Raw genomic sequence first — 24,712 nt, 5'->3', positions numbered from 1 at the left:
CCCGCCTGAAAGTGGAAGTGAAACCGCACGACGTGAGCGGGAGCGAATTCGAGAAACCGAAAACGGTCCGACTCAGATAGGTTCGGACGCCGCCCCGTCGGGCTCGTCCGGACGGATGTCCGCACGGACTTCTGGAAGCGGGTCCAGCGGCTCCTCGATATCGCCCAGCACGAGCATCGCGTAGTAGCGCAGGAACGCCTGCAGCGGCACCTGGATGAGGGTCGTCGCAAGCAGCAGGACGAGGACAAACGCCACGACGGCGATAGCGAGCAGCGCCAGCGCGATGGTGCCGCCGCCGAGCCCGAACCAGGCGACGGCGCCCAGCAATACGAACGGGATGGCCAGGAGCAACGTGGCGATGACGCTCGCGATGCTGCTGATGATACCGACGCCGATACCCAGGACGATGGAGAAGGCGAGATAGGCCAGATACTGCTTGACGTTCCGCCGCATCGACCCCAGGAGGCGCTTCCAGCTCCCGACGACTCCCCGGTCGCCCGTGAGCATCATCGGAACGACGAAGACGGTGGTAAAGCCGGTGATGAGCCCCTGGAGGATGCCGAGGACGACGAAGAAGGCGATAGCGACGGGGAGGACACTGAACAGCGCCGTGGTCGTGACGTTGTCGAAATTCCCGCCGAAGGCGGTGACGAAGACGGTGTAGAGGAACCCGACGACGAGCAGGAGCGAGACCAGAGAGACCACCAGCCGGAACCCGAACAGCCGGAGGGCGTTGCCGACGTTCTCGCGGAGGTACCGGCGGATATGGACCTCGCGGGAGACGAGCGACTCGACGAAGACGAACTCCATGAAGTTGCTCAGGAGCCCGAAGACCAACACGAGCAGGAAGACGACACCGAGGATGACGAGGAGCTCGGGGCTGATTGCACTCATCACCCCGTCGACCGTCGTCGGGGCTCCGCCGTCGAAGACCGGCTGGCCGGCCCCGCCGTCGGTCGGCTGGTCCTGCCCGCCGAAGTTCCCGGCGTTCTGGAGCCCGTTGAACCCGCCGCCACCGCCGCCGATGAAGAAGACGACGACTGCCAGTTTGAGCCAGGTTCGGGCGGCAAATGGTAACAGGAGCGACTTCGTCGCGTCTATCGCGTCGCCGATATCGTCAATCGCGTGGAGGGACATCACCGTAACTGCACAGCGGGCACGTGTAAAATTTTCGTACTATTGGGCCCCGACCGAATCGACCTGCATCAGCGGATAGCCGTCCTCCATCGCCATGCTCGTCTCGACGACACACCCCTCGTAGTCGATGGTCATCGAGACGTCCAGAAACCGCCCGGTCAGCTCGGTGTAGTCGGCGCCCGCCTCCGCGATAGCCGCCCGAAGGGGCTCCTCGCGGATTTCGACGGTCACGGCCTCGCAGTGGGGCTGGTTCTCGATTGACTCCTCCATGGCCGCGGCCAGCGAGTCGGCGCTGTCGGGGCTCACCGGCGTCCCGGCGAACTGGTGGTAGAGCGACCCGAACTTGATGCCGGCCTCGAAGCAGGCGACCTGCGGTGACGTGGGGTCCATACCGGTACCCTGGGCGGGCCCGCGATAAGAAGGCCGCGCTCCCGGGCCCGCCGGCGCGGTTGAACATACCCGAACCGCAAGCTACCTATTGTGTCATACCTATCCACTCAATACGAATGGACGACCCGGTTCTACTCACAGGTGCGGGCGGCGCGGTCGGGGAGGCCATCCTCGAGGGCCTCGAAGAGGAGTACTACTGGAAGCTGATGTTCCACAATCCGCCCGCAGAGCAGCCCAACCACGAGTATCTCATCGGCGACGTCGACAACCCGGACGACGTCAGGGAGGCCGTCGAGGGCGTCGGCGCGGTCATCCACCTCGCAGGCGACCCCCGGCCCGAGGCCCCGTGGGACTCGGTGCTGTCGAACAACATCGACGGCACACAGAAGCTCTACGAGGCCGCCGTCGATGCGGGCGTCGAGAAGTTCGTCTTCGCCTCCTCGAACCACGCCGTCGGCTCCTTCGAGACCGAGGACCGCAAGCCCGACATGTACCGGCCGGACGACGACTTCCGCCTCGACGGGACGGAGTTCCCCCGCCCCGGGAACCTCTACGGCGTCTCCAAAGCGACCGGCGAGGTGCTCGGTCGGTACTACCACGACAAGTACGGCATCAAGGTGTGTAACATCCGCATCGGCAACCTCACGCGGGGCCACCCGCCCATCGACTACGAGCGCGGGCAGGCGATGTGGCTCTCCTACCCCGACTGCGCCCACATCCACCAGTGCGCGCTGGAGGCCGACTACGAGTACGAGACCGTCTACGGAATCTCGGACAACGACCGCAAGTACTACTCCATCGACCGCGCCAAAGAGGTCCTGAACTACCGTCCACAGGACAACTCCGCGCACTTCGAGGGCGACGAGCGGGTCGTCGAGCCGGACGTTTGAGCTTCTACCCCAGTTCGTGAAACGCTAGTTCTTCGCTTCCCGTCTCCAGCGTCGCCACCGAGAACGCGCCCGGCGCCGGCGGAATCGAGATGCCCCCGGGGTTGACCCGCACCGTTCCCTCGTACGCTTCGGTGCCCGCTTCGTGGGTGTGGCCGTGGAAGACGTAGTCGTAGGTGCCACACTCGACCAGGGCGTCGACGATGGCGCCTCTGGTGCCGTGGTAGACGGCGACCTCCTGTCCGTCGAGGGTCAGCTCGCCCATCTCGCCCATGTACGTGCCGAACTCCTCGACGGTGGCCTCGACGGCCCACTCGCCGTCGTTGTTCCCGCGAACGGCGTAGAACTCCCAGTCGCCGTCGAACGGCGTCACGGAGAACGGTGCGACGAAATCGCCGCAGTGGACGACCGCCTCGACGTCCCTCTCTTCGAACGTCTCGACCGCCGCCTCGACCTGTGCCCCGTTGTCGTGCGTGTCCGAGACGATACCGACCAGCATGGGTCGGTGTTCTGTGTCCGAGGATAAGAACGTACTCCTCGGTCGTGAGTGGGCGACTGGAACTGTCGGGACCAGCGCGGTCCGCTCCGCCGCCGACGGCCGCTGGCTGCGACCCGCGACCCTTTTGACCCGCACCGACCAGTCCCTAGCCATGGCACGGGGAATCCTCGAAACCATCGGACTGGCGGCCACGCTGATGCTCGCCATCCCGATAGCGCTGTTCGGCGCGGAACATCTCGTCCGCGGGGAACTGTTCGCGGGCGTCGCCTACGTCGGTATCGCGGTCGGGCTGGTGGTCATCGAGCAGTATCTCACGACGCCGACGGACATCCCGGGGAAGGTGGCTGAGAAGACGGTCGGGAACATCGTCGAGACCGAGGAGTCGAAAGAGGAGTAATCAGTCGGCGGTGATGGTCTCGCCGGCCTCGTCGAGGAGCTCGTCGATGGAGCGGTCGCTCGGTTTGTTCTCCAGCAACACGTCGATGGGAAGCGTCGGCGCGCCGTCGACGAGGTTCTCCATGAGGACGAGGCGTTCCCGGGCGCGTGACATCCCGACGTAGAAGACCCGCCGTTCGTTGTCGGTCAGCGTGGGGACGGGGCTGGTGTGTTTGGTGAACTCGTCGACCTCGGGGACCTCGATGCCGTTTTGCTCGACCGTGGCGGCCATCTGCTCGACGACCTTCTCGGTGAGGTCGGTGCCGACGAAGACGTGGTCGGCCTCGCGGCCCTTCGCGGAGTGGATGGTGCCCAGGCGGACGCGGTCCGGCTCCATCCCCCGGTAGTCGCCGGCGAAGTACGCGCCCACGGAGCGCTCCTGGAAGTTGGTGACCTTCCGGAGCATGTCGCTCGCGGAGGCCGGGTCGGGGGCGAAGGGGACGTGTTCGGTGACGACGTCGGGTTCGATCTCGATTTCGGCGATGTCGTCGGCATCGTGTGCCTCCTCGATGTCCTCTAAGGCGTCGAAGAGGTCGTCGCGTTCGCCGGTGCCGAAGGCCGAATCCGCGAGCATGTCGGCGAGGCGGCGGGCCTCCAGCACGGAGAGTGGCTCGTCGTTCTCGACGGCCTCGACGGCGGCGACGTACTGGCTCAGCCGGTCCGTCCACATCCGCTGGTCGGTCAGACAGGAGAAGGGAATCCCCTCGTCGATGAACTCGTCGATGAACTGGAACATCTGGTAGCGCGCCCGGAAGAGGACCATCACGGTCTCGTCGGACTGGTCGACGGTGCCGATGACGTTGCGAGCGAGGTCGAACATCGAGGGGTTCCGGACCGCCTCGACGCGGCCGCCCTCCTTGCGGGGGTTGAGGTCTTTCTCCTGGCGCTTCTCGATGTGGCGCACCTCGCGGTTGACGACGTTCAGGATGCGGGAGGGGAGCCGGTAGGAGTTGGGGAGAATCTCGTCGGTGGTGACCGTCTCTTCGAGCAGGAGGTCCGGGTCGGCGCCCTGCCAGGCGTAGACGACCTGGTCGTCGTCGCCGGCGATGAGGACCCGCTCCATGTGGGGTTTCCACTCCTCGTAGACGTCGTACTGCAGCGTCGTGATGTCCTGGAACTCGTCGATGATGAGGTAGTCGACGTTGGGGAGCAGGGAGCGCTGGGCGACCCGTTCGAGCATGTCGGCAAAGCCGATGACGTCGTTGTCGCCCTTGTAGGTCCGCCACCCCCGAATGGCTTCGGGCACGTCGACGCGGTCGTCGTCGGTGGGCCACGTCGGGGTGTACTTGTTGCCGGTCTGGGCGTTGTCGTCGATTTCGGGCGGGAGCCGGACCTCCTCGTCGTCCCACTTGAAGGGCACGTCGTACCAGTCGGCCACGTCGCGGCGGGTGCGCTGGAGCCACTGGCTCGTCGCGATGATCTTGTTGCCGAGGGTCGTCGAGCGGGCCGACCGTCGCCGCGAGCCTTCGTACTCGTCCTCGAAGTCGATGCCGAACTGGTCGCAGAACTCCTCCTTGTCGCTCTCGCCGACCACGTCGCCCCGCGAGAGGTCGAGCAGCTCGTAGGCCTTCGCGTGCATCGTACAGACGTTCCCCTGGAGAGCGCGGGGGGTCACGTCGAGCCGTTCGGCCAGCCGTTCGCGTATCTCGGCGGCCGCCGCACGCGTATACGAGACCACGAGCACGTCACGGAAGTCGACAGTCTCGTCTTCGAGCAACTCCTCGACGCGGTCCAGCAGAGCAGTCGTTTTCCCGCTCCCCGGCCCACCGAACAGGCGGACAACCTCGGTGGTCGAATCAGTCATTGCACACATACTAGGGGGCCGCCCCAATAAACAACGTGTTTTGGAAAAACGGTCGGCTCTCGGTCGTACACAGCCAGCCCGAACGCGCTGACAGTCGTCCGAGACGCGGCTGTCCGGCGGTGCTACGGCTGCCGTGGCGAGCGCGCCTCCCGTATCTCCGCCCCGTCACGGATCATGTCCTCGCAGGCGGGACAGACCCGGGGGCCGTCAGTGTCGGACGGCGTGAACACGCGGACGTAGTCCTTCGTTACGAAGGACCCACAGTTCTGGCACTCTGGCATCCTCTCTCCGATACTGTCGCGGTAGCGGACAGCATCTACCGAGTGATTGCTGTCAGCCAATATATAACTATGGAATGTCAGAACTCCTACCGATACAGCGAGACGTACAGCATCGCGAACCCGATGATGAAGGGGATGGTCTCGGCCATCTGGAAGAACACCACGGCGAGCGGCCCGATACGCCCGGTAGAGAGCTGCGTGATGACGCTTGTGACGGCGACGCCCATACTGATGAACGCGAAGCCGACGAACGCGTACTGCAGCCGTTCGGAGGGTCGCTTCCGGTAGGCCTGGAAGCTGATGAGCGTGATGCCGAGCGTGAGCCCGAACACGACCATCCGCATCAACACGAGCGCCCCGCGCGCGATGGCGACCCCGCTTTGCATGGTTACTCGGGGTTTAGCTCGTCCCACAGCTGGCTAAAGCGGTCGGGGAGGTTCTCCTCGCGGTAGATGCGGACCTTGTACTCCTCGTCCTCCAGCGAGATGACCGTCGACTCGAAGTTGGACTCGTACACCTTGTAGTGGTTGCCGTCCTCCGCGACGAGCGTGCGGTCTTTCACCAGGTCGTACTCGTCCAGGAGCTCGATACGACGGTAGACGGTCGGTAAAGAGAGGTCGCACTGCTCGGCGAGGTCTTTCGCGGATTGGGCTTCCCGGCTGATGGCGGCCAGGACGCGTCGCGCGTGCTGGTCACCGATTGTATCGAGGACCTCCTCGATACTCTTGTCCTCTGCCACTATCAATTCCTTCTCCCCATTTCATATAAACGTTTACGAGCGGGGAGGCTGTTTCACGCTCCGAAAACGCTGAGGTGTTTATATGATAACCGCCCCGGTACACTGTATTGCGGATTGCGTCCAGATAAACGATGTCCGGAGACAACCTCCGTCGCGTGGCGACCGGCAAGACGATGGGTGACCGACTCGACGAGCGACTGACCCCCCTCGTCGGGTCGACCGACCCAACCACCCATGGGAGTGCCGGCCGTGACGCCATCCCGGAGTCGCTGTTGGCTTCGGTCATCGACGACATCGACGACGGCGAACTCGCCGTCGGCGACGGGCTCGTAACCCAAAGTCTGGACGAAATCCTGCTCGCGATGATCGCGTTGTCGGACGATGAGACACACGGGACAGGGCTCATGGAGGCACTGTCGCGTCTGTTCGACGCGCAGTTGAGTCCGGGCACGGTGTATCCGCGTCTGCACGACCTCGAAGCGGAGAACACGCTCGCCGTTCACGAACTGGTGCAGACCAAGCAGTACTCGATCGACGACGCCGAAACGGCGGCGTCGCGCATCGAGGAAGCGGCATACAGGCATTTCGTCATCGGAATGTTCCTGCACGCGTCGCTCGACGCGGTCTGACATTCCACGTCTCTCTCTATCCTTTCCCGGCCGGCCGGGGTTTGGCTTCACGGCATCACATCGGGAAAGGACGGAGCCGGGGATAGCTAGCCGGTACCCGTCAGCCGCGGCTCGCGGGTCGGTACACGGGCGAAAAAACGGACCGCGGAATCGCGTTCAGTTTACTGGTGTCCAGCCACACACCGAGCACTCGCTCGCGGCCGAGCCGTGAAGCCCGCCACAGTCGGGACACTGTTTCTTGTTGTAGTTTTCTTCCCATCCAACGTCGTCGACCTCGTGACCGCGCTGCGAGAGGAACTCGTCGAACATTTCGTCGGATCTCGGTGCGCTCGCCATACATGCTATGGTATAACACACCAGTATATAGAACTACCGGTTTTGCCAACAGTTGTCACACGAGAAGCGGGACGGACGTGTCACCCGCGAGCGGCCGCGATAGCGTCGGTGATGGCGTCGGCCCGAGCCACGAGGAGGCTTCCGACGACGCTCATCACCAGCACGTAGCCGACCGCGAAGGCGGGCAGGACCGACCCCAGCCGGCCGGTGCCGACGCCGGCCGCGAGCGCCACGAGGACCAGCGAGAACTCCCCGCGGGGGACCAGCCCCAGCCCGACGCGGAGCGAACGGCGCCGGTCCAGCCCGTAGACCCGCCCCGAGAGGACGCCGCTGACGAGCTTGCCGGCCGTCGTCGTGACGACGGCCACCACCAGGAGGACGGCGACGCCGGCGAGCAGTGTCAGGTCCGTCGAGAGCCCGATAGCGAAGAAGAAGACGGCGGCAAAGAGGTCCCGAGCGGGCGAGACGAGACGCTCGATGCGCTCGACGTGGCTCGTCTGACTGAGCCCCGTGCCGAAGAAGAAGGCGGCGACGGCCTCGCTGACGCCCAGCGCCAGCGCCGCGCCCGCGACCAGCGTCGTCAGACCGACGACACGCAGGACGAACAGCTCGTCCGAACCCGTCGTGAAGAGCCGCTCGAACCACGCCGAGCCGTACCACGCGACGGCCGAGAGCCCGCCGAGAAACAGGAAGGCGACGCCGACGGAGACGCCGGCCTCCCGCAGGCTCCCGCCGTTCGCGACGGCGGCCAGCAGCGCCAGGTAGACCGCGATGAGGATATCCTCGAAGACGAGCGTCCCGAGGATGGGGGCTGACTCGTCGTTGGCGATCCACCCGGTCTCGATGAGCGACTTCGTGACGATAGCCGACGACGAGATGTAGACGAGTCCGGCCAGAAACAGCGTCTCCAGGAGCGTCCATCCGAACGCGAGGCCGATTGCCGCGCCGATGCCGAAGTTGACGGCGAAGTCGATGAGCCCGACGGCGGTTATCTTCCGGCGGTCCCGCAGCAGCTGGTCGACGCTGAACTCCAGGCCCAGGAAGAAGAGGAGGAAGACGATGCCCAGTTCGGCCAGTAGCTGGATGACCTCGCCGTAGGCGACGACCGGCAGCGTGACGCCGACCGGCGCCAGCGGCTGGCTCGGCCCGAGCAGCAGGCCGGCGACGATGTACGCCGGGATGACGGAGAGGCCGATACGGCCGGCGAGAGCCCCCGCGAGCGCGATGGCGGCGACGGCGACGCCGAGCTCCAGGAGCAGCTCAGCCATCGTCGCTGACCAGCGACCCGGCCGCGGACTGCTCCTCGCGGGTCCCCAGCGTCACGAGGATGTCTCCGGCGGCGATGGTCTCCGTCGGGTCGGGGTTGGGGACGGTCTCCGCGCCCCGCTGAATCGCGATGACGGAGACGCCGGTCTCCGTCCTGACGCCGGACTCCGCGAGCGTCTTGTCGACCACCGGCGACCCCTCGCCCACGTCGAGCCACTCGATGATGGCCCCGCCCAGGGGCACCCCGACGTTGTCGGTCTCGACGGGCTGGAAGTACGCCCCCTGGAGGATGGCGCCGACCTCGCGAGCGAGCCGACCGTCGAGCGTGAACAGCCGCTCGGCGTCGGTGTCCGAGTCCGGCCTGTGGAACACCTCCCGCTTCCCGTCGTGGTGCAACAGGACGACCAGCCGTTCGTCGCCGCCGATTTCGACCTCGAACTTCTTGCCGACGCCGGGAACGTCGGTCTCGTAGACCGTCATAGCGGGACAACGACGGCGGTCTGAATAAATACCCGTGGCGGGCACAGCGGACGGCGACCGCCGCGGGCCGGGAGCCGACGCCGGCCGGTATCAGAACTCCGGCCCGGGCGCCGGAACGCCGCCGTCGTCGCCCCCGTCGTCGAGGTCGAACTCCTCGCGCAGCTCCCGGATGCGGTCCCGGATGTCCGCCGCGAGTTCGAACTCCAGATTGTTGGCCGCCTCCTCCATGCGGTCTTCGAGCTGCTGAATCTGAGCGGTGGCCTCGTCCTCGTCGGCCGGGCCGTCGCCCGCGACGCCGCCGGTGTCGGTCTTGCTCCCCGGGAGGTTCGTCTCGCCGACGGCCTTCTCGATAGTTGTGGGCTCGAAACCGTGCTCCTCGTTGTACTGCTGCTGGATGCGCCGGCGGCGCTGGGTCTCCTCGATGGCGGCGTCCATGGCGTTGCTTCGCTCGTCGGCGTACAGCACCACCTCGCCGTTGACGTTGCGGGCCGCCCGCCCCATCGTCTGGACCAGCGTGGTCTCCGAGCGGAGAAAGCCCTCCTGGTCGGCGTCCAGAATCGCCACGAGCGACACCTCCGGGATGTCCAGCCCCTCCCGCAGGAGGTTGATACCCACGAGGACGTCGATGTCGCCCAGCCGCAGCGAGCGGATGAGCTCGTGGCGCTCCAGCGTGTCGGTCTCGTCGTGCATGTACGCCACGTCGACCCCGGCCTCCTCCAGATACTCCGTGAGGTCCTCGGCCATCCGCTTCGTCAGCGTGGTCACCAGCACGCGCTCGTCGCGTTCGACGCGCTCGTCGATACGGCCCATGAGGTCCTCGACCTGGCCGGTCGCCGACGCGATTTCGACGGCGGGGTCGACCAGATGGGTCGGCCGGACGATCTGCTCGACTATCTGCTCGCTGTGCTCGCGCTCGTAGTCGCCCGGCGTCGCCGAGACGTACAGCGTCCGGTCCGTCTTTGCCTCGAACTCCTCGAAGGTGAGCGGGCGGTTGTCGAAGGCCGTCGGGAGCCGGAAGCCGTTCTCGACGAGGCTCTCCTTCCGGCTCTTGTCGCCGGCGAACTGGCCCCGAATCTGGGGGAGCGTCTGGTGGGACTCGTCGATGACGGTCAGGAAGTCCTCCGGGAAGTAGTCGAGTAACGTGTAGGGGGCCTCGCCGCTCTCGCGGTCCGAGAGGTGGACCGAGTAGTTCTCGATGCCCGAGCAGTAGCCCGTCTCCTGCATCATCTCGATGTCGAAGGTGGTGCGCTCCTCGATGCGCTGGGCGGCGACGGCGTCACCCTTGCGGTCGAAGTACCGGATGCGCTGTTCCAGGAGCTCCTGAATCTCCTCGATGGCCCGCTCCAGCCGCTTTTCCGGGATGGAGTAGTGTTCGGCCGGGTGGATGAGGGCGGCTGGCTCCTCGCTCTTGACCTCGCCCTCCAGGGGGTCGACCTTGAGCATCCGGTCTATCTCGTCGCCCCAGAACTCCACGCGGATGGCGTAGCGGCCGTACATGGGGTAGATTTCCAGCGTGTCGCCCCGCACCCGGAAGGTGCCCTGCGTGAAGTCCACGTCGTTGCGCTCGTAGTTCAGGTCCACGAGCTGTCCGAGCAGTTCGTCGCGCTCTATCTCCTGGCCCACCTCGATGGACAGCGACATGTCGATGTAGTTGCGCGGGTCACCGAGCCCGTAGATGGCCGAGACCGAGGCGACGACGATGACGTCGTCCCGGGTGAGCAGCGACCGGGTCGCCGAGTGGCGCAACCGGTCGATTTCGTCGTTGATGGAGGCGTCCTTGTCGATGAACGTGTCCGTCTGCTCGACGTAGGCCTCCGGCTGGTAGTAGTCGTAGTAGGAGACGAAGTACTCGACGGCGTTGTCCGGGAACAGGTCCCTGAACTCCTCGTACAGCTGCGCTGCGAGGGTCTTGTTGTGGGCGATGACGAGCGTGGGCTGTTGTATCTCCTCGACGACCCAGGAGACGGTGTTGGTCTTGCCCGAGCCCGTCACGCCGAGCAGGGTCTGTGTGTCCATCCCCTGGCGGAACCCCTCGGCCAGTTGCTCGATGGCCTCGGGCTGGTCGCCGGCGGGGTCGAAGGGGGCGTCGACGCGGAACTCGCTGTCGGCGTCCGGACGGTCGATTGAGAGGGGGCCGCCTGCGTCGCTCATTGACGGAAGGAAGGGCTGGAGGGACTTGAGCGGCGCGGGTCAGCAGACGTCTTTCGGATTGACGCCCAGCTCTTCCAGCGTCTCGACGTAGTCGTCGTAGGCCGCCGCGACGACGGCGACGGCGGCCGCCTCCGCGGCGTCCCAGTCGTCGTCACCGTCGCAGGTCGAATCGAGCAGGTCGGCGGCGTCCTCCCGCAGCTCGACGACCTCGCCGCCCGCGCTGCGGTAGGTGCTCGCGGTCTGGGGGTCGGCCTGCCCGGTGAAGAAGCCGGTGAGCTGCTCCTTGACCTTCTTGTCGACGAGCGTCCAGCCGACGAGCCCGCCCAGTCGCTCGACGGTCGTCTCCAGCCCGTCGAGTTCGTCGTGCATGTGGAACGCGCGGTCGGCGGGGTCGGCGTCGCCCAGCCGGCCGTCCGCATCGGCAGCGGCGTCGGCAAAGAGGCCGGCGGCGTCGTCGCTCTCGTCGTCGGCCCAGGCCTCGAAGGTGTCGACAGCGGCGGCCTCGCGGGCCGCGGCGGCCGCGTGGATGGCGTCGGGCTCCATCTCCCCGCGGGTGTCCGCGTACAGCGTCTTCGAGGAGCCCAGCCGGGAGAGCTCGGTCTGCTTGTCGTCTCGGACGGCGTCGATGAGGTCGGCGGCGGTCATACCCACGATTGGGCCCGGCGCGGGCTTGTAACCATCGGACCCGGGCCGCCTATCCGTGCCAGTCGCCCCGCCGGTCGGTGGCGTCGGCCAGCCGGTCGGGGCTGTCGCCGGTGTGGAACGTCCGCACGAACTGCGAGGCGATGTGCCAGCTCGCGGCGTCGGTGTCGAGCCCGACGAGGCGTATCTCGGCGCCCGTGTAGGTCTCGATGGCGCCGTCCCTGTCCGGGTCGGCCCCTTCGAGCAGCAGACACGACGCCGCATCCGCGGTGCAGTCGTCCGTCGGGACGGGGCGGACGGTCACGTCGGCGGCCTCGGGGTCCGCGACGACGCGAACGGAGACGCCCTCTGGAACGGCCCCGTCGGCGCCGTCGCGGACGTAGTCGAGCGCGTAGTCGAGTTCCGTCCGATAGCGGTCCCGCTGCTCGCCCTCCGTGGCCAGTGCGACCGTCAGCGACGTGTCGTTCCAGGGGTTCGCGCGCTCGGTGGCGTTCGGCCGGGGCAGCGTCGCCAGGTCCCGCTCGTGGGCCATCACGGCGCGCGGCCGGTCGGCGTGGGTGAGCCCCAGCAGGTGGCCCGCCTCGTGGCGGACGACCACCCGCGTCGACTCGTCGTCCAGTCCCCGCCGTATCTCGACGGTCGCCGGGCGGTCGACGCCGGTCGAGGCGTTGACTCGGGGCGCACAGCCGGCCGGGAACTCGGTGTCGCCACAGGCGCCCACCGTCCCGACGAAGCGCAGGTCGACATCTGGCCCGTCCGTCGGCGTCACACCGGGTGAAAGCACCCGGAAGTCGACGCCGAAGCCGGCGTACTCGCTCGCGTTGTCCGCCCAGTAGGCCAGTCCGTCGGCGGCCAGCGCCCGCTCTCGGTCGGTTCCCGCCACGGAGACGGTCACCGTCTCGTCGGCGAAGGGATGCTCGTCGCTCTCGGTCAGGTCGTCGGTCCGCTCGACGAGCGCGCCACAGCCGGCCACCCCGCCCGCGACGAGCAGGAGAGCTAACACGCCGGCGCGTCGTCTATCCATTGGCTACTCGTGGCACTCGGCGTAATTGTAGGTTGTGGCTGCGGGGAGTAAGCCCCCTTCTGTTCGGGCCGGCATTCGGCTGAGCGGCCGCGTCCGGCGCTTGCGCGCGGTGTCGGACTACCTGTCGACGCGGCCTTGCACCGGTGAGGATTCGCCGTTCCATCGGTCCGTCGCGGGGAGCGTGGGGCGTGTGGGGCACGGAGTGCCGCGCACGGTCCACGAAGAGCCCTCGGTGGGTTAACGCTCCCTCGTTTGCACTCGGGATTCGCGCACCTCATCGGTCCCGCGACGACGTGTCGTTGCTGTTCCATAGCCGACGGTCTCCCGCCCCGGGCTTGTGCCCGGTCACCTGTCCGACGGGTGGGGGGACTTTCCTCATGGCTCGCGCCACGGGGGCCGGCCTCCCGCTGCCAGCCGGGGCTACGCTACTGGCGCTGATTAAGGTTGCTTCTCTCGGTCCGAAGCGTCGGACAGGCGCGAAAATCGGAAGGTGCCGAGGACAGTCCTCAGTCGTCGGAGGGGAGCGGCTGTCCGTCCCCGTCGGTCGGGGCCGGCGAGGACTGCATGTCGTCGTCCTCGGCGTAGGGGTACCACGTCATCTTCGTGTTGTGCATGTAGGGGTCGTGGTAGTCGGTCTCCTCGGGCTCGACGAGGTCAGCGAGGGTGTCCTCGTCGCGCGCTTCGACGAAGTCGCGGAACGTCTCGCTGTCGTCGCGGAGCTCTTTGAAGCTGTTGACGAGGTTCTGGATGGCGCCGGGCACCTCGTCGGCGGGGACGCGCATCTCGACCCAGTCGGCAAAGCGCGGGTCCTCGCCGAGGCCGCCGCCCAGGCCGATGTCCAGCGCCTCGACCGGTTCGCCGTCCTTGCGGGTCTTCATGCCGCGCAGGGAGATGTCGGCGATCTGGGGCTGGGCACAGGAGGCCGTACAGCCCGAGAGGTGGATGTGGAAGTCCTCGTGGTCGTCGGGCAGGGAGACGTTGTCCTTGAGCCAGCGGGCGTAGCGGACCTGGCGGTTCTTCGTCTCGACGATTGACAGGGAGCAGTACTCGGTGCCGGTACAGGCGATAGAGCCGCGCATGAACGGCGACGGGTTCGGCGAGTAGTCCTCGAGCAGGGGCTCGCTCTTGAGGTCATCGAGGTTCTCCTCGGGAACGTCCATGATGATGACGTTCTGTCGCTGCGTGAGCCGGACCTCGCCGGAGCCGTACTCCTCGGCGAGTTCGGCCAGTTCCAGCGTGTCCTCGGCGCCCATCCGGCCGACCAGCACGTTCAGGCCGACGTAGTAGTTGCCGTCGGGCTGTTCGTGGATACCGACGTGGTCGTTGTGGCCGGTCTGGCCGCCGGAGTTGTAGGTGTACTGGTCGCGCATGTCCTCGCCGGCAGTTTCGAGCTCGAAGTCGACGAACTCGTCCTGGAGGACCTGGCGCATCTTCTCGGGGCCCCACTCGTCCATGAGGAACTTGATGCGGGCGTTGAAGCGGTCCTCGCGGTCGCCATACTCGCGGAACAGCGAGGACATGCCGTGGGCGACGTCGGCGGCCTGGTCGGCCGGGACCCAGACGTCGATGTCGCGGGCGAGGCGGGCCTCCTTCCGGGAGAGGCCGCCGCCGACGCGGACGTTGAAGCCGACTTCGCCGTTCTTCTCGGCGGGCTCGAAGGCGAGGTCGTTGATGTCGCCCTGGCCACAGCCCTCGTCACAGCCGGTGATGGCGACTTTCCACTTGCGCGGGAGGTTCGCGTAGTCGTCGTTGCCCTTGAACGTCTCGTGGAGCTCCTCGGCGACCGGCCAGGCGTCGACGTGTTCGTGCTTGTCCTTGCCGGCGACCGGGCAGCCGACGATGTTACGCCAGGAGTCGCCACAGGCCTGCTGGGTCGAGAGGCCGACGGATTCGAGCTTCTCGAATATCTCCGGGATGTCCTCTATCTTTATCCAGTGGAGCTGGATGGACTGGCGCGTCGTCCAGTCACAGACCGCCGGCCCGAACTCTGGGTTGTCGGCGGGACCGCTGGCGTAGTCGCGGGCGATTTCGCCGATGACCTCCAGCTGACCCGGTTTGATGACGCCGTTGGGCGTCCCGATGCGCATCATGAAGTACGACTCCTGACCCGAGCGCTGGTGGTACAGCCCCCACCACTTGAAGCGCTCGAACCACGCGTCGTGTTCGTCCTCCGGGATGGACTCCCATCCCTCCTCCGCGAACTCCATGAGGTGCTCGCGGATCTCGTTGCCGTAGATTTCGTCTTTCCATCCTTCGACTTTTGTCGGCATACTAGTTCTGTAACAGTCCTAGCGGGCCGGACTTATACGGTACGCCTTCTCGTCAACCGTCTCCCCCACTCCCCGAAATAGGAAAATATTGCTGACTATTCCGAATCGCCATCGCCGGCGTGTTTGCCCGGGAAGTGGACGCTCTCGTGGACAACGCCGTAGAATTCGCCCGAATCGGGGTCGACGACGCGGCCGACCGTCAGCCAGTCAGTTACGCCGCTTTCGCCGCAGGCGATACACTGGCCGGCGACGCGAGCCTCGATATCCGGGTAGTCGACGCCGACTTCCACGAACCCTTCGGCGAGGAAATCGGCGAGCTCACACCGACAGAAGTCCGTATTCGCCAACCGCCACAGGTCGGAGACGTTCACCTCACGGGAGTCGTTGACGGATATCCACGCACCGTCGTCGAGCTGATGAACGTCGGTCGTCATTACATCTCATTAGATTCCCGAGACACCTGAGGGCATCGGCGCTGTCAACTTTCGCCGGTGCCGCGGAAAATCGGCCGCCCTCTGTCGGTGCGTGCGGTCCGGTACCGTGACTCCTGAGCTGTCAACTTCCGTACAAGGTAGCTGCACGCGTTGCCGGTAAGCCGCAGTGTGGGTCGTTCTTACAGGAGAGTGCGCGCTTAAGGTAAACGGGCCGTTATGCATGAGTAGCGACACGCGACGATACCCGTCGCCGGATACAGAAACGATGACGAACGCACACCAAACGCACGACGATGCCGACGCTGAAGTCGACGAACCAACCACCGACCACCTCGACGACGTCGAGGACGGCTGCGGCTGCACCGAGATCTGGGAACACATGTCCGAAGAGCGCGAGAGCGCTTCGGACGACTAGCGGCCCGTTTTCGACCGCCCGCACCGTGCCACGACCGGACGGGATGCTTTTGTGCCGGGACCGCTAACGGCGTACTGATGCCTGACGACGCACCGTCGACCGGCCGGGAGTCGCCGGTCGGGAAGCCGGTCATCCGTGGCGACCCGACGTTTGCCGGGGAACACGCCGACGAGGCCGTCGAGTTCGACCCCGACGACCCCGACAGCCTCGAACTCGCCGCACAGACCGTGCGGCGCTTCTCCGAGAACACCGCCGGAGCCGACGACAACGTCTACATGCTGCGCGGCGCAGCGGCGTGTGCCGCGCTCGTCCGCGGTGAGGGGTCCTACAAGGCCGCTGCGGAACGAGCGGGCGGCGACGCCACCGTCGCCTTCATCCGGAAGTGGTCCCGCGTCCACGACCTCCCCCGTTCGATTCGCGTCCACGTCGCCAAGGGGGAAATCGCCCCGACCGCCGCGAAACACATCGCCCGGCTGGCCGGCGAGGCCCGCCTCCTGCTCGCCTGGGCCGCGCTGGACCACGACCTGACGGTGCGACAGATACGCGCCGTCGCCAGCGGCGTCAACAACGGCTCGACCATCGAGGACGCCCTCGCGGCCGAGGGGTACCGGCTCGGCGAGCTCACCATCGACATCGACACCGACGCCTACTGCAAACTCCGCCGCCGCGCCGCACTCGATGCGACCGACCCCAGCAGCGTCGTCACGGAGTCGCTGGAATCGACGCTCGGCGACGGACCGTAAGTACTTAGCCGCCAGTTCCCCCACCTGCTACTGCGGGCCGGTAGCTCAGTTAGGCAGAGCGTCTGGCTTTTAACCAGATGGTCGGGGGTTCAACTCCCTCCCGGCCCGCTTTTGCGACGAACGGACGTGAGGAGTAAAGCGGTCACGGAGGAGTTGAACCCTGCTAGTCGCGCGCAACGAAGTGAGCACGTCTGGCTCCGGTTCAACTCCCTCCCGGCCCGTGAGATATCCGCGAGCGACAGCGAGCGGAGTTACAATCCTACCAGTCACGCGCAACGAAAGGAGTACGTCTGGCCCCACAACCGGGCCGGGGAGTCCAGACCGGATGATTTAGAACCCTCTCGGTTCAGTGGTGGTGTATGAACGTACTCACCGACGGACTCGACGACCCGCTGAAACCCCTGGGTGTCGCCGGTGGCGTCTTCCTCGTGCTCGCAGCGGCGGGTACGATCGCCGGCACGCCGTGGACGACACACGCGACCATGAGCAGCGCAGCCCTGCAGGTGGTCGGCTCGGTGCTAATGGGAGTGGTCGGCGCCGCGCTCGCGTACGTTAGCTGGAACGACGAGTAAAGCCGCGTTCTGCGGAGAGTGTTGTAGTTTCTAGCGGTCGGGGTGTCGGAACGCCGGCGCGTCTCAGCCGCGGTTCGGGAGATACGCCATCCCGAGCATCAGCACCGACGCGATGCCGCTGAGTATCGAGATGCCCCAGAGCCCGTTCTTGCGCTCGTGGAAGTAGTCCTGGTCGGCGAGCGTCTCCTGGTACTGCGGATACTGGTCGACGCTGACGACCTGGACCGTACTGTGGTCGGGGAAGTGAGCGAAGTACTGCCCGTCCGCGAGCGTGACGTTGCCGCCCTCGCTGAGTTCGACCGTCCGCTGTCGCGGCGCGACCCACTCGAGAGTCGCACCGTCGCTTGTCACGTTCGTGATGGTCGTCGTCTGCGTGCCGCTGTCGGCCTGGTACTGGTACTGGTCACCGGCCGTGTACGTCACCGTCTCCGGCTCCGGAAGCCACTCCGAGAGCGGGCGGAGCGTGTCGTTCTGTCGGTAGACGACGTACTCGTTGCCGTCCCGGGTCGCGAGGGAGTTCTCGACTGCGTCGTCCTCGCGGAGCAGCTGGGTCACGTTCTGCTCGGCAGTGAGGGTCAGCGTGTTCGCCGAGTCGTCTGTGTTGACGTTGTACGTCGTGTTGTCCCGGGTTGTCGTGGACCCGCTCTCTAACGTCGCAGTGTACTGTGAGGAGTTGTTCGTCCACGAGAGGTCGGCGGCCATCGAACCGCCACCGCCGCCGTGGCCGCCACCGCCGCTCGACATATGGATGTTCGAGACGGTGTAGGTCTGGCCCTCGCTGGTGAAGGTGCTGTCGTTTGTCAGCTCCGGCCCGTCGAGTTGCACCTCCGGCCGCTGACTCTCCGCGACGCCAATGTACGAGTACGCTGCGACACTGGCGACGAGGAAGAACAGGAAGTACGCCGCCGCGGCTCGTCGTTGCATATTCCAACTGTCAGTCGCGGCGTGGTTTAATGATTACTTTTCGAGCGTCCCGGAGACGGCCCGAAGTCGCCCGCGATTGGAGGTATCGATGCCGTACGCCGCGCCGTCGACTGCTGGGACGCCGCGGTGGCGTGTCAGCCGGCCCGGACGGTCAGCGGGGCTGCCAGCCGCCCTGCTCCGTCGCGGTGTACTGGGTTCCGTCCGACGTGTCCTCGACGACGACATCGAGTTCCGCGGCCGTTGCCGCCTGCCCGAACCACTGCCCCTCGGACGACGGGTTACCCGCGTTCTCGCTCTTCCCGTCGATTATCGTCCGCACCCCGTTGTCGACGATATCGGTGTTGCAGTCGACCGCGTCGAAGTTCTCGACTATCGCCTCCTCGACGTTGGCGCCGATGAAGAGCCCGGTGTCACAGCCGGTCGCAGTACAGTCGATAAATCGCGGCCTGATGACGGGGGTCCCCGTATCGTGCGCTTCGTCCTCCCGGGTGTAGAAGCCGACGTTGCAGTCCCGGGCCGTACACGACACGACGGAACAGCCACGGACCGGGTTCCGACGGTTCTCCTCGTCCTGGTCCGAGTTGTATTCGATTTCGAACCCGGCCTCGTTTGCTTTCGTCATCCCTTCGGCGACACAGCCGACGAACGCGCCGTTGAGTGCGGTTGACGCGCTAAAGGGCGTGCTCCCGCTGTCGATGGCCGTACAGTCGCTCACTTCCCAGTTCGTGGTGTAGTCCTCGATGGTGAAGGCGCTGTAATCCGTTGCCCGAGCGTCGACGGCACTGATAGTGATATCCGACGAGTTTGCCACGGCAGCGGCATTGTTTGCCTCGGTCACGGTACACGACTCGACCCGGACAGCCGAACAGTTCGTGAGCGAGACCGCCTCCTTGCTGATGCCCTCGAACCGGGAATCGCGTATATCGACCGATTCGCTGCCGGAGAGGACGACTCCGGCTACCCCGACATTGTCGATGTCGAGGTCGTTCAGAACCAACCCAGAACACCGGTCAACGGAGATAGCTGACCCGCCCCGGTACTGCATATCGAGCGTGAGCGATTCGAACCGGCCTCCGGTCGTCCCGTCCGATGCTCGGTAGAGCGCGTAGGATTCGCCGGCGTCCTCGGTCGGCGTCAGCTCCCCCCGCTCGTCGAGACCGGCGAGGGATATCTGGTCCGCTTGCTCGATTGGGACGCCCAGCAGGCCGCTGGCGGCCACGAGGACACGGCCGTCCGTGAGGGTCGCCTGCGCCTCGTTGATGGCGCGTCCGAGGTCGTCGGCCCGTACCAGGGTTTCCTCCGCATCGTCGATGGCGTGAAACTGCTCGCCCCGGGCGAGAACGTAGCGGTCCGCCTCGTACTCGTCGACGAGCGCCTCGGTCGAAACGCGCTGTTCGTTCGGTTCGTCCATCTGCTGTTTTGCGCGGGTTTCCAGACTGGCCGCGATAGTGGATCGCTCGTCCGGCCCGGCGCTCTCTGGCCGCCCACAGCCCGCGAGCGCGAGCACGCCGGCGACAGAAGCCAGCATCCCTCTGCGTGACCGTTCCATAGGCGATAGAGCGACCAGATATACATTAGAAAGGAGCGTCTAACCCCGCCCGAAGGGAGCCACTGCCGTGCGACTCTTTGTCGGTCGTGGCGGTCAAAGCCGCCTGTGGCCGGGAGGGGTCCGTGGCGCTGTCAGACGACCACGGCGCCGTTCTTGACGACCGTCTCGACGAGGTTGATGTCGTACTTGTAGGGGAGGTGTCGGTACGACGGGGCGTCGAGGACGACCACGTCGCCGGGCGCACCGGGGCGGACGGTCCCGCTGCCGTCGGTGCGATCGATGGCCGCGGCGCCGCGCTCGGTGATGCTGCGCACGGCTTCGGCGGGCGTCATGCCGATACCGACGCAGGCGAGCGTCGCCGCAAAGCCCAGCGTCGGCGCGTAACAGTTGGGGTTGAAGTCGGTCGCGACCGCCGGCAGCGTCCCCCGCTCCCGGAAGGGCTCCAGGGCCGGGTACTCGCCGTCGAGGCCGAACGCGGTCCCGGGGAGGAACACGGGTACGACGCCGCTGTCGGCGAGACGCGCGGCGTCATCGGGGGTCGACTGCAGCAGGTGGTCGGCGCTGGCCGCGCCCAGTTCGGCGGCGAGCCCCGAGCCGCCGAGTCGCTCGAACTCGTCGGCGTGGATTTTCGGCGTGAGCCCGTGCTCCCGGCCGGCGTCGAGGATGCGGCGGGACTGCTCGACGGAGAAGACGTCCGCCTCACAGAACACGTCACAGAACCGCGCGATGCCCTGGTCGGCCACCGCGGGGAGTTGCTCGGTGACGACCGACTCCGTGTACGCCTCGGCGGTCGTATCCTCGGGGACCGCGTGTGCGCCCATGAACGTCGGGACGAGGTCGACCGGGTGGCCCTCGTCGACCCGGTCGATGACCGAGAGCATCCGCAGTTCGGTCTCGGTGTCGAGCCCGTACCCGGACTTCACCTCGGCCGTCGTCGTCCCGTGTTCCAGCATCACGTCGAGACGGGCCCGGAGCCCCTCGGCGAGTTCGGCGTCGGTCGCTTCCCGGACGTTGCGGACGGTCCGGAGGATACCGCCGCCCTCGGCGAGGATGTCCTGATAGGACTCCCCCGAGAGCTTCGCCTCGAACTCGTCGGACCGGTCGCCGGCGAAGAGCGCGTGGGTGTGCGAGTCGACGAAGCCGGGGAGGACGCAGTTCCCGTCGGCGTCGACGGCGGCTTCGGCGTTCTCCGGCGGATGCGCGGCGGCAATCTCCTCGGACGGCCCCACCTCGCTGACCGTCCCGTCCTCGATTACCACGGCCGCGTCGGTCACCGTTTCGAGCGTCTCGTCCCCGTCGGCCGGACCGGTGACGACTTCCCCGGCGTCGTGAACGACGGTGTAGCTCACGGTCGCCCCCCGAGCACCGGCCCCACAGCGTGGCGAACCGACGTCATGTCTCGTTGTCCCGCATGGGAATCGGCACGTCGGACTCGTCGGCCTCGTCGATGGCTTCCTCGTAGCCGGCGTCGGCGTGGCGAACGACGCCCATCCCCGGGTCCGTCGTGAAGACGCGGCGGGCCTTCTCGGCGGCCAGCTCCGAGCCGTCGAGGACGACGTGGTTGTTCGCGTGCAGCGAGTTGCCGATGCCGACGCCGCCGCCGTCGTGGACGCTGACGATGTCGGCGCCGGCGGCGCAGTTGAGCAGGGCGTTGAGGATGGGCCAGTCGGCGACCGCGTCGGTGCCGTCTTTCATGTCCTCGGTCTCGCGGAACGGGCTGGCGACGCTGCCGGCGTCGAGGTGGTCCCGGGTGACGACGATGGGGGCCGCTATCTCACCCTCGGCGACGAGTTCGTTGATGCGGAGGGCGAAGCGAGCGCGCTCGGTCAGGGACTCCTCGCTCTCGTCGCCCTCGCCGTCGGTGTTGTATCCGAGCCAGCAGACGCGGCTCGGGAGCCCCTGGAACTGCACCTGCTCCTGGGCGAGGTCGATCCACCGGGCGAGGCGCTCCTTCTCGGGGAACAGCTCCAGGACCGCCTCGTCGGTGCGGTAGATGTCCTCCGGGTCCCCCGAGAGAGCCGCCCAGCGGAACGGGCCCCGGCCACGGCAGAACTGCGGACGGATGTACGCCGGCACGAACCCGGGGAAGTCGAAGGCGTCGTCCCGGTCGCGGTGTTCCTGTACCTGCCCGCGGATGTTGTTGCCGTACTCGAACGCGACCGCGCCGCGGTCCTGCATCGTCAGGATGGCGTCGAGGTGCCGCTCCATGGTGTCGAGGCTCTCCTCGCGGTACCGGTCGGGGTCGCGCTCGCGGAGTTCCTCGGCCTCCTCGGTCGTGTAGCCCGACGGGTAGTACCCCTCCATCACGTCGTGGGCGCTGGTCTGGTCGGTGATGACGTCGGGGACGAAGTCCCGCTCCAGCATCTCTTCGAGCATCTCGGCGGCGTTCATGTGGACGCCGACGCTGTACGGTTCGCCCGCCTCGGCGGCTTCCGACGCGCGCTCGATGGCCTCGTCAAGCGTCCCGACTTTCTCCATGCAGTAGCCGGTCTCGATGCGGCGGTCGATACGCGACTCGTCGATCTCGGCGACGATACAGACGCCGTAGTTCATCGTCACCGCGAGCGGCTGGGCGCCGCTCATCCCGCCCAGTCCCGAGGTGACGACGGTGTTGCCCCGGAGGTCGCCGTCGTACTCCTGTCTGGCGAGTTCGGCGAGCGTCTCGTAGGTCCCCTGGATGATGCCCTGGGTCCCGATGTAGGCCCACGAGCCGGCCGTCATCTGGCCGTACATTATCTTCCCGTCGGCTTCGAGTTCGTGGAAGTGGTCCCAGTTGTCCCAGTGCCCGACCAGGTTCGAGTTCGCGATGAGGACCCGCGGGGCCCGTTCGTGTGTCGGGAACCGGCCGACCGGTTTGCCCGACTGGACGAGCAGCGTCTCCTCGTCACCCAGCTCCCGGAGCTCCGAGAGGATGGCGTCGTAGGCGTCCCAGGAACGGGCCGCGCGTCCGGCCCCGCCGTAGACGACGAGGTCCTCCGGGTCCTCGGCGACCTCGGGGTCGAGGTTGTTGTTGAGCATGCGGAGGGCGGCCTCCTGTCGCCACCCCTCACACTCTATGTCCGTCCCTGTCGGCGCTCCCTGATACGAGAGCCACTCGTCGCTGGGCGTCTCACTCGACGGTTCGAGTCCGTCCTGACTCATACGCGTACTGTAGTCGCACACCGAAAACACTGACTCGCCACCGAAGGGAGGGGGATTTTTAACCGGTCCAAAGACCAGCCGGGAGCGACCCGGACGCTGGAGTCCGGCTACTCTGGGGGTGAAATCCGCCCGTCACAGGCGCCCGCACAGTACGTCCGGGTTCCGCGACAGACTCGCCTATGTACTTCGGGACGGTCGTCGACGAGAAGGGGCGCAGGCGCCGTCGCCTCACGAGTGCAGGAACCGGTCCAGACCGACGACGCGGTCGGCGACGACGATGGCGACGACGGCGATGATGACGTAGACGCTCGCGATGGCCGCTATCTGTGGGCTGATGTTCCCGCGGATGGCGCTGTAGATGGCGACTGGAAGCGTCTCAGTCGTCCGAGTTGTGATGATGAGGCTCACCAGGAACTCGTTGAGACCGAGCATGAACATCAACAGCGCCCCGGAGATGACTCCGGGCATCAGCGAGGGGAAGGTGACGTGCGTGAACGTCTGTATCTCTTCGGCACCGAGGCTCTTGGCGGCGTTCTCCAGAGTCGGGTCGAACGCGTTGACGCTCGACGCGACGCTCCATATCATGAACGGGAGGTTGATTATCGTCAGCGCCAGCCCGACGGCCCAGAGGTCGCCGATCCACCCGATGCGGCCGAAGAGAATGAGCAGGATGACCCCCGAGACGACCAGCGGGACGGTAAACGGGAGCAGGAAGTACGTCTGGAACCCGTCCTTGAACCGGATGTCGTACCGGTTCAGGCCGATGGCGGTGGCGACGCCGATAGGAATCGAGAGCAGGGTACACAGCGTCGCCGCGTAGAGGCTGTGTACGAACGGCTCCGCGTACCCCGCGTCGCCGAGCAGCGAGCCGTACCACCTCAGCGTGAACCCGGACGGGGGGAAGGTGACGATTTCGCTCGGCCCGATAGAGACGACCAGCACGATGGCCGAGGGGAGAATGAGAAACACCATCTCCAGGAGCGCAAACCCGAGCAGGAAGGGGTGGTCGGTCCGGAGCGCCCGGAGGGAGGACCGGATGCCAATCATGCGCCATCGACCTCCGAGCCGAGGGTGCCAGTGCCGTACAGCTTGAATATCGCCATCACGACGAGTGACGCGATGCCGACGAGGATGAGGCTCAGCACCGCGGCGAACGGATAGTTAAGCGTCGTGAACAGCTTGTTGTAGATGAAGTTCGCGACGAAGCTGAGCTGCCCGGAGCCGAGCAGGTTCGGAATCGAGTAGTTCGCGACCGAGAGCGTGAATATCACGATGATAGACGCCGAGAGCCCCGGCCGCGCCAGGGGGAGCACGACGTAGCGGAACGTCTCGAGCTGGTTCGCGCCACAGTTCTGTGCCGCCCGTTCGAGGTCCTCGTCGATGCTTGCGATCGCCGGCGTCAGCATCAACACCCCGAACGGGAGCATGTACTGTATCAGCCCGACCAGCACGGCAAACGGCGTGCCGATGAACCCGATGGAACTGATGCCGACCCTCGCTAGCAGCCAGTTGACGATGCCGTTCTCGCCGAGGATGATGAGCCAGCCGTACGCGCGGATGATGACGCCGGTAAAGAAGGGGACGAACAGCCCGAACAACAGCAGGTTGCGGAACAGGCTGTTCTTCGTTCGGATGATGAGGTAGGCGTACGGTATCGACAGGGCGACACAGACCACGGTGACGACGGCAGAGTACAGCAGCGTCCGGAACAGTATCCGGTGGTGTGCCGGCGTCTCGACGAACCGAATCCAGTTCTCGAGGGTGTACTCGTAGGTGAATATCTCGACCGGGTCGTAGGTGAGGAAGCTGTACCACGTCAGCAGCGCCATGCCGACGGCGAGAAAGCTGATGAGGAGGAAGCCCGGCGCGATGAGAGCATACCCGAACCGGTCACCGATGCCCTGTGAGAAGTCCACAGGGGTGCGGTTCTTGGCTTCGATGAGGGCGTCCATCACGCGCCACTG

At 66.3% G+C, this 24,712-nt stretch carries 27 protein-coding genes, 1 tRNA gene and 1 other RNA gene; 7 read left to right on the top strand and 22 right to left on the bottom strand.

The annotated features are described in order from the left end of the window. Positions 1-72 precede the first annotated feature (72 nt). Both NJQ98_RS01180 and NJQ98_RS01175 read right to left on the bottom strand, forming a co-directional pair. Positions 73-1,137: a DUF7544 domain-containing protein gene (locus NJQ98_RS01180; protein WP_262174805.1), complete on the bottom strand. Its 1,065-nt coding sequence runs from the start codon at positions 1,135-1,137 to the stop codon at positions 73-75. 39 nt (positions 1,138-1,176) lie between these two features. Further along, entirely contained in the window at positions 1,177-1,527 is a 351-nt protein-coding gene (locus NJQ98_RS01175) for a dihydroneopterin aldolase family protein (RefSeq protein ID WP_262174801.1), read from the bottom strand. Positions 1,528-1,643: 116 nt separating this feature from the next. On the opposite strand from NJQ98_RS01175, the gene azf reads away from it, so the two are divergent. Next, entirely contained in the window at positions 1,644-2,417 is a 774-nt protein-coding gene (gene azf / locus NJQ98_RS01170; RefSeq protein ID WP_262174798.1) for an NAD-dependent glucose-6-phosphate dehydrogenase Azf, read from the top strand. 4 nt (positions 2,418-2,421) lie between these two features. On the opposite strand, the gene NJQ98_RS01165 is transcribed toward azf, so the two are convergent. Further along, positions 2,422-2,913 carry a metallophosphoesterase gene (locus NJQ98_RS01165; protein WP_262174794.1) on the bottom strand — a complete coding sequence of 164 codons (492 nt, stop codon included), beginning with the start codon at positions 2,911-2,913 and terminating at the stop codon, positions 2,422-2,424. Between the two features lie 151 nt (positions 2,914-3,064). On the opposite strand from NJQ98_RS01165, the gene NJQ98_RS01160 reads away from it, so the two are divergent. Further along, a complete protein-coding gene (locus NJQ98_RS01160) occupies positions 3,065-3,310 on the top strand; it encodes a DUF7533 family protein (protein ID WP_262174791.1) in 246 nt (81 codons plus the stop codon). Here NJQ98_RS01160 and NJQ98_RS01155 read toward each other — a convergent pair whose 3' ends face one another. The 4 genes from NJQ98_RS01155 to NJQ98_RS01140 all read right to left on the bottom strand — a co-directional run bounded on the left by NJQ98_RS01155 (position 3,311) and on the right by NJQ98_RS01140 (position 6,172). Beyond that, positions 3,311-5,152, bottom strand: a complete 1,842-nt coding sequence (locus NJQ98_RS01155; RefSeq protein ID WP_262174789.1) for a UvrD-helicase domain-containing protein — start codon at positions 5,150-5,152, stop codon at positions 3,311-3,313. 122 nt (positions 5,153-5,274) lie between these two features. Further along, the gene (locus NJQ98_RS01150; protein WP_262174787.1) at positions 5,275-5,433 is read right to left on the bottom strand and encodes a DUF7563 family protein; all 159 of its coding nucleotides are present in this window, start codon (positions 5,431-5,433) and stop codon (positions 5,275-5,277) included. A gap of 86 nt (positions 5,434-5,519) precedes the next feature. After that, complete coding sequence (locus NJQ98_RS01145; RefSeq protein ID WP_262174785.1) at positions 5,520-5,819, bottom strand: DUF7521 family protein; 300 nt, start codon at positions 5,817-5,819, stop codon at positions 5,520-5,522. A 2-nt stretch (positions 5,820-5,821) separates the two neighbouring features. Beyond that, on the bottom strand, positions 5,822-6,172 hold the full coding sequence (locus NJQ98_RS01140; protein ID WP_262174783.1) for a winged helix-turn-helix domain-containing protein: 351 nt from the start codon (positions 6,170-6,172) through the stop codon (positions 5,822-5,824). Between the two features lie 131 nt (positions 6,173-6,303). Here NJQ98_RS01140 and NJQ98_RS01135 point away from each other — a divergent pair, with 131 nt between their 5' ends. After that, entirely contained in the window at positions 6,304-6,801 is a 498-nt protein-coding gene (locus NJQ98_RS01135) for a PadR family transcriptional regulator (RefSeq protein WP_262174781.1), read from the top strand. A 156-nt stretch (positions 6,802-6,957) separates the two neighbouring features. On the opposite strand, the gene NJQ98_RS01130 is transcribed toward NJQ98_RS01135, so the two are convergent. The 9 genes from NJQ98_RS01130 to NJQ98_RS01090 form a co-directional block, all read right to left on the bottom strand. After that, positions 6,958-7,137 carry an HVO_0416 family zinc finger protein gene (locus tag NJQ98_RS01130; protein WP_220589468.1) on the bottom strand — a complete coding sequence of 60 codons (180 nt, stop codon included), beginning with the start codon at positions 7,135-7,137 and terminating at the stop codon, positions 6,958-6,960. A gap of 80 nt (positions 7,138-7,217) precedes the next feature. Further along, the gene (locus tag NJQ98_RS01125) at positions 7,218-8,405 is read right to left on the bottom strand and encodes a cation:proton antiporter (protein ID WP_262174775.1); all 1,188 of its coding nucleotides are present in this window, start codon (positions 8,403-8,405) and stop codon (positions 7,218-7,220) included. Next, the gene (locus NJQ98_RS01120; protein ID WP_262174773.1) at positions 8,398-8,883 is read right to left on the bottom strand and encodes a cation:proton antiporter regulatory subunit; all 486 of its coding nucleotides are present in this window, start codon (positions 8,881-8,883) and stop codon (positions 8,398-8,400) included. Before NJQ98_RS01120 ends, NJQ98_RS01125 begins: the two co-directional genes overlap by 8 nt. 90 nt (positions 8,884-8,973) lie before the next feature. Then, positions 8,974-11,034: an excinuclease ABC subunit UvrB gene (uvrB, locus tag NJQ98_RS01115; protein WP_262174772.1), complete on the bottom strand. Its 2,061-nt coding sequence runs from the start codon at positions 11,032-11,034 to the stop codon at positions 8,974-8,976. 39 nt (positions 11,035-11,073) lie between these two features. Next, positions 11,074-11,679, bottom strand: a complete 606-nt coding sequence (locus NJQ98_RS01110; protein WP_262174769.1) for a rubrerythrin family protein — start codon at positions 11,677-11,679, stop codon at positions 11,074-11,076. A gap of 49 nt (positions 11,680-11,728) precedes the next feature. Next, entirely contained in the window at positions 11,729-12,700 is a 972-nt protein-coding gene (locus tag NJQ98_RS01105) for a matrixin family metalloprotease (protein ID WP_262174767.1), read from the bottom strand. A gap of 36 nt (positions 12,701-12,736) precedes the next feature. Beyond that, an RNA gene (gene rnpB, locus NJQ98_RS01100) (RNase P RNA component) lies at positions 12,737-13,112 on the bottom strand. Positions 13,113-13,206: 94 nt separating this feature from the next. After that, positions 13,207-14,970, bottom strand: a complete 1,764-nt coding sequence (locus tag NJQ98_RS01095) for a nitrite/sulfite reductase (RefSeq protein WP_262174765.1) — start codon at positions 14,968-14,970, stop codon at positions 13,207-13,209. Positions 14,971-15,065: 95 nt separating this feature from the next. Then, on the bottom strand, positions 15,066-15,404 hold the full coding sequence (locus NJQ98_RS01090) for a DUF8134 family protein (RefSeq protein ID WP_262174763.1): 339 nt from the start codon (positions 15,402-15,404) through the stop codon (positions 15,066-15,068). A 265-nt stretch (positions 15,405-15,669) separates the two neighbouring features. On the opposite strand from NJQ98_RS01090, the gene NJQ98_RS01085 reads away from it, so the two are divergent. From NJQ98_RS01085 to NJQ98_RS01070, 4 genes are all read left to right on the top strand, one after another. Then, positions 15,670-15,819 carry a hypothetical protein gene (locus NJQ98_RS01085; protein WP_489146077.1) on the top strand — a complete coding sequence of 50 codons (150 nt, stop codon included), beginning with the start codon at positions 15,670-15,672 and terminating at the stop codon, positions 15,817-15,819. Between the two features lie 77 nt (positions 15,820-15,896). Further along, on the top strand, positions 15,897-16,562 hold the full coding sequence (locus NJQ98_RS01080; protein ID WP_262174760.1) for a DUF7119 family protein: 666 nt from the start codon (positions 15,897-15,899) through the stop codon (positions 16,560-16,562). A gap of 34 nt (positions 16,563-16,596) precedes the next feature. Then, positions 16,597-16,670 (top strand) — tRNA-Lys (locus NJQ98_RS01075). 251 nt (positions 16,671-16,921) lie between these two features. Continuing rightward, positions 16,922-17,134 carry a DUF8123 family protein gene (locus NJQ98_RS01070; RefSeq protein WP_262174758.1) on the top strand — a complete coding sequence of 71 codons (213 nt, stop codon included), beginning with the start codon at positions 16,922-16,924 and terminating at the stop codon, positions 17,132-17,134. A gap of 63 nt (positions 17,135-17,197) precedes the next feature. On the opposite strand, the gene NJQ98_RS01065 is transcribed toward NJQ98_RS01070, so the two are convergent. From NJQ98_RS01065 to NJQ98_RS01040, 6 genes are all read right to left on the bottom strand, one after another. Further along, on the bottom strand, positions 17,198-18,058 hold the full coding sequence (locus NJQ98_RS01065; protein WP_262174756.1) for a hypothetical protein: 861 nt from the start codon (positions 18,056-18,058) through the stop codon (positions 17,198-17,200). A gap of 151 nt (positions 18,059-18,209) precedes the next feature. Further along, a complete protein-coding gene (locus tag NJQ98_RS01060; protein ID WP_262174754.1) occupies positions 18,210-19,607 on the bottom strand; it encodes a right-handed parallel beta-helix repeat-containing protein in 1,398 nt (465 codons plus the stop codon). Between the two features lie 131 nt (positions 19,608-19,738). Next, the gene (gene hutI, locus NJQ98_RS01055; protein WP_262174751.1) at positions 19,739-20,956 is read right to left on the bottom strand and encodes an imidazolonepropionase; all 1,218 of its coding nucleotides are present in this window, start codon (positions 20,954-20,956) and stop codon (positions 19,739-19,741) included. Between the two features lie 43 nt (positions 20,957-20,999). Next, positions 21,000-22,748: a urocanate hydratase gene (gene hutU / locus NJQ98_RS01050; RefSeq protein ID WP_262174749.1), complete on the bottom strand. Its 1,749-nt coding sequence runs from the start codon at positions 22,746-22,748 to the stop codon at positions 21,000-21,002. A gap of 228 nt (positions 22,749-22,976) precedes the next feature. Continuing rightward, the gene (locus NJQ98_RS01045; protein ID WP_262174746.1) at positions 22,977-23,795 is read right to left on the bottom strand and encodes an ABC transporter permease; all 819 of its coding nucleotides are present in this window, start codon (positions 23,793-23,795) and stop codon (positions 22,977-22,979) included. Then, positions 23,792-24,700: an ABC transporter permease gene (locus NJQ98_RS01040; RefSeq protein WP_262174744.1), complete on the bottom strand. Its 909-nt coding sequence runs from the start codon at positions 24,698-24,700 to the stop codon at positions 23,792-23,794. Before NJQ98_RS01040 ends, NJQ98_RS01045 begins: the two co-directional genes overlap by 4 nt. Positions 24,701-24,712 lie beyond the last annotated feature (12 nt).

This window comes from Haloarcula laminariae, assembly GCF_025457605.1.
GTDB classification, from domain to species: Archaea; Halobacteriota; Halobacteria; order Halobacteriales; family Haloarculaceae; genus Haloarcula; species Haloarcula laminariae.
The sequence above is the reverse complement of the archived record's forward strand: the minus strand, read 5'-3'. Positions and strand labels throughout refer to the sequence as shown.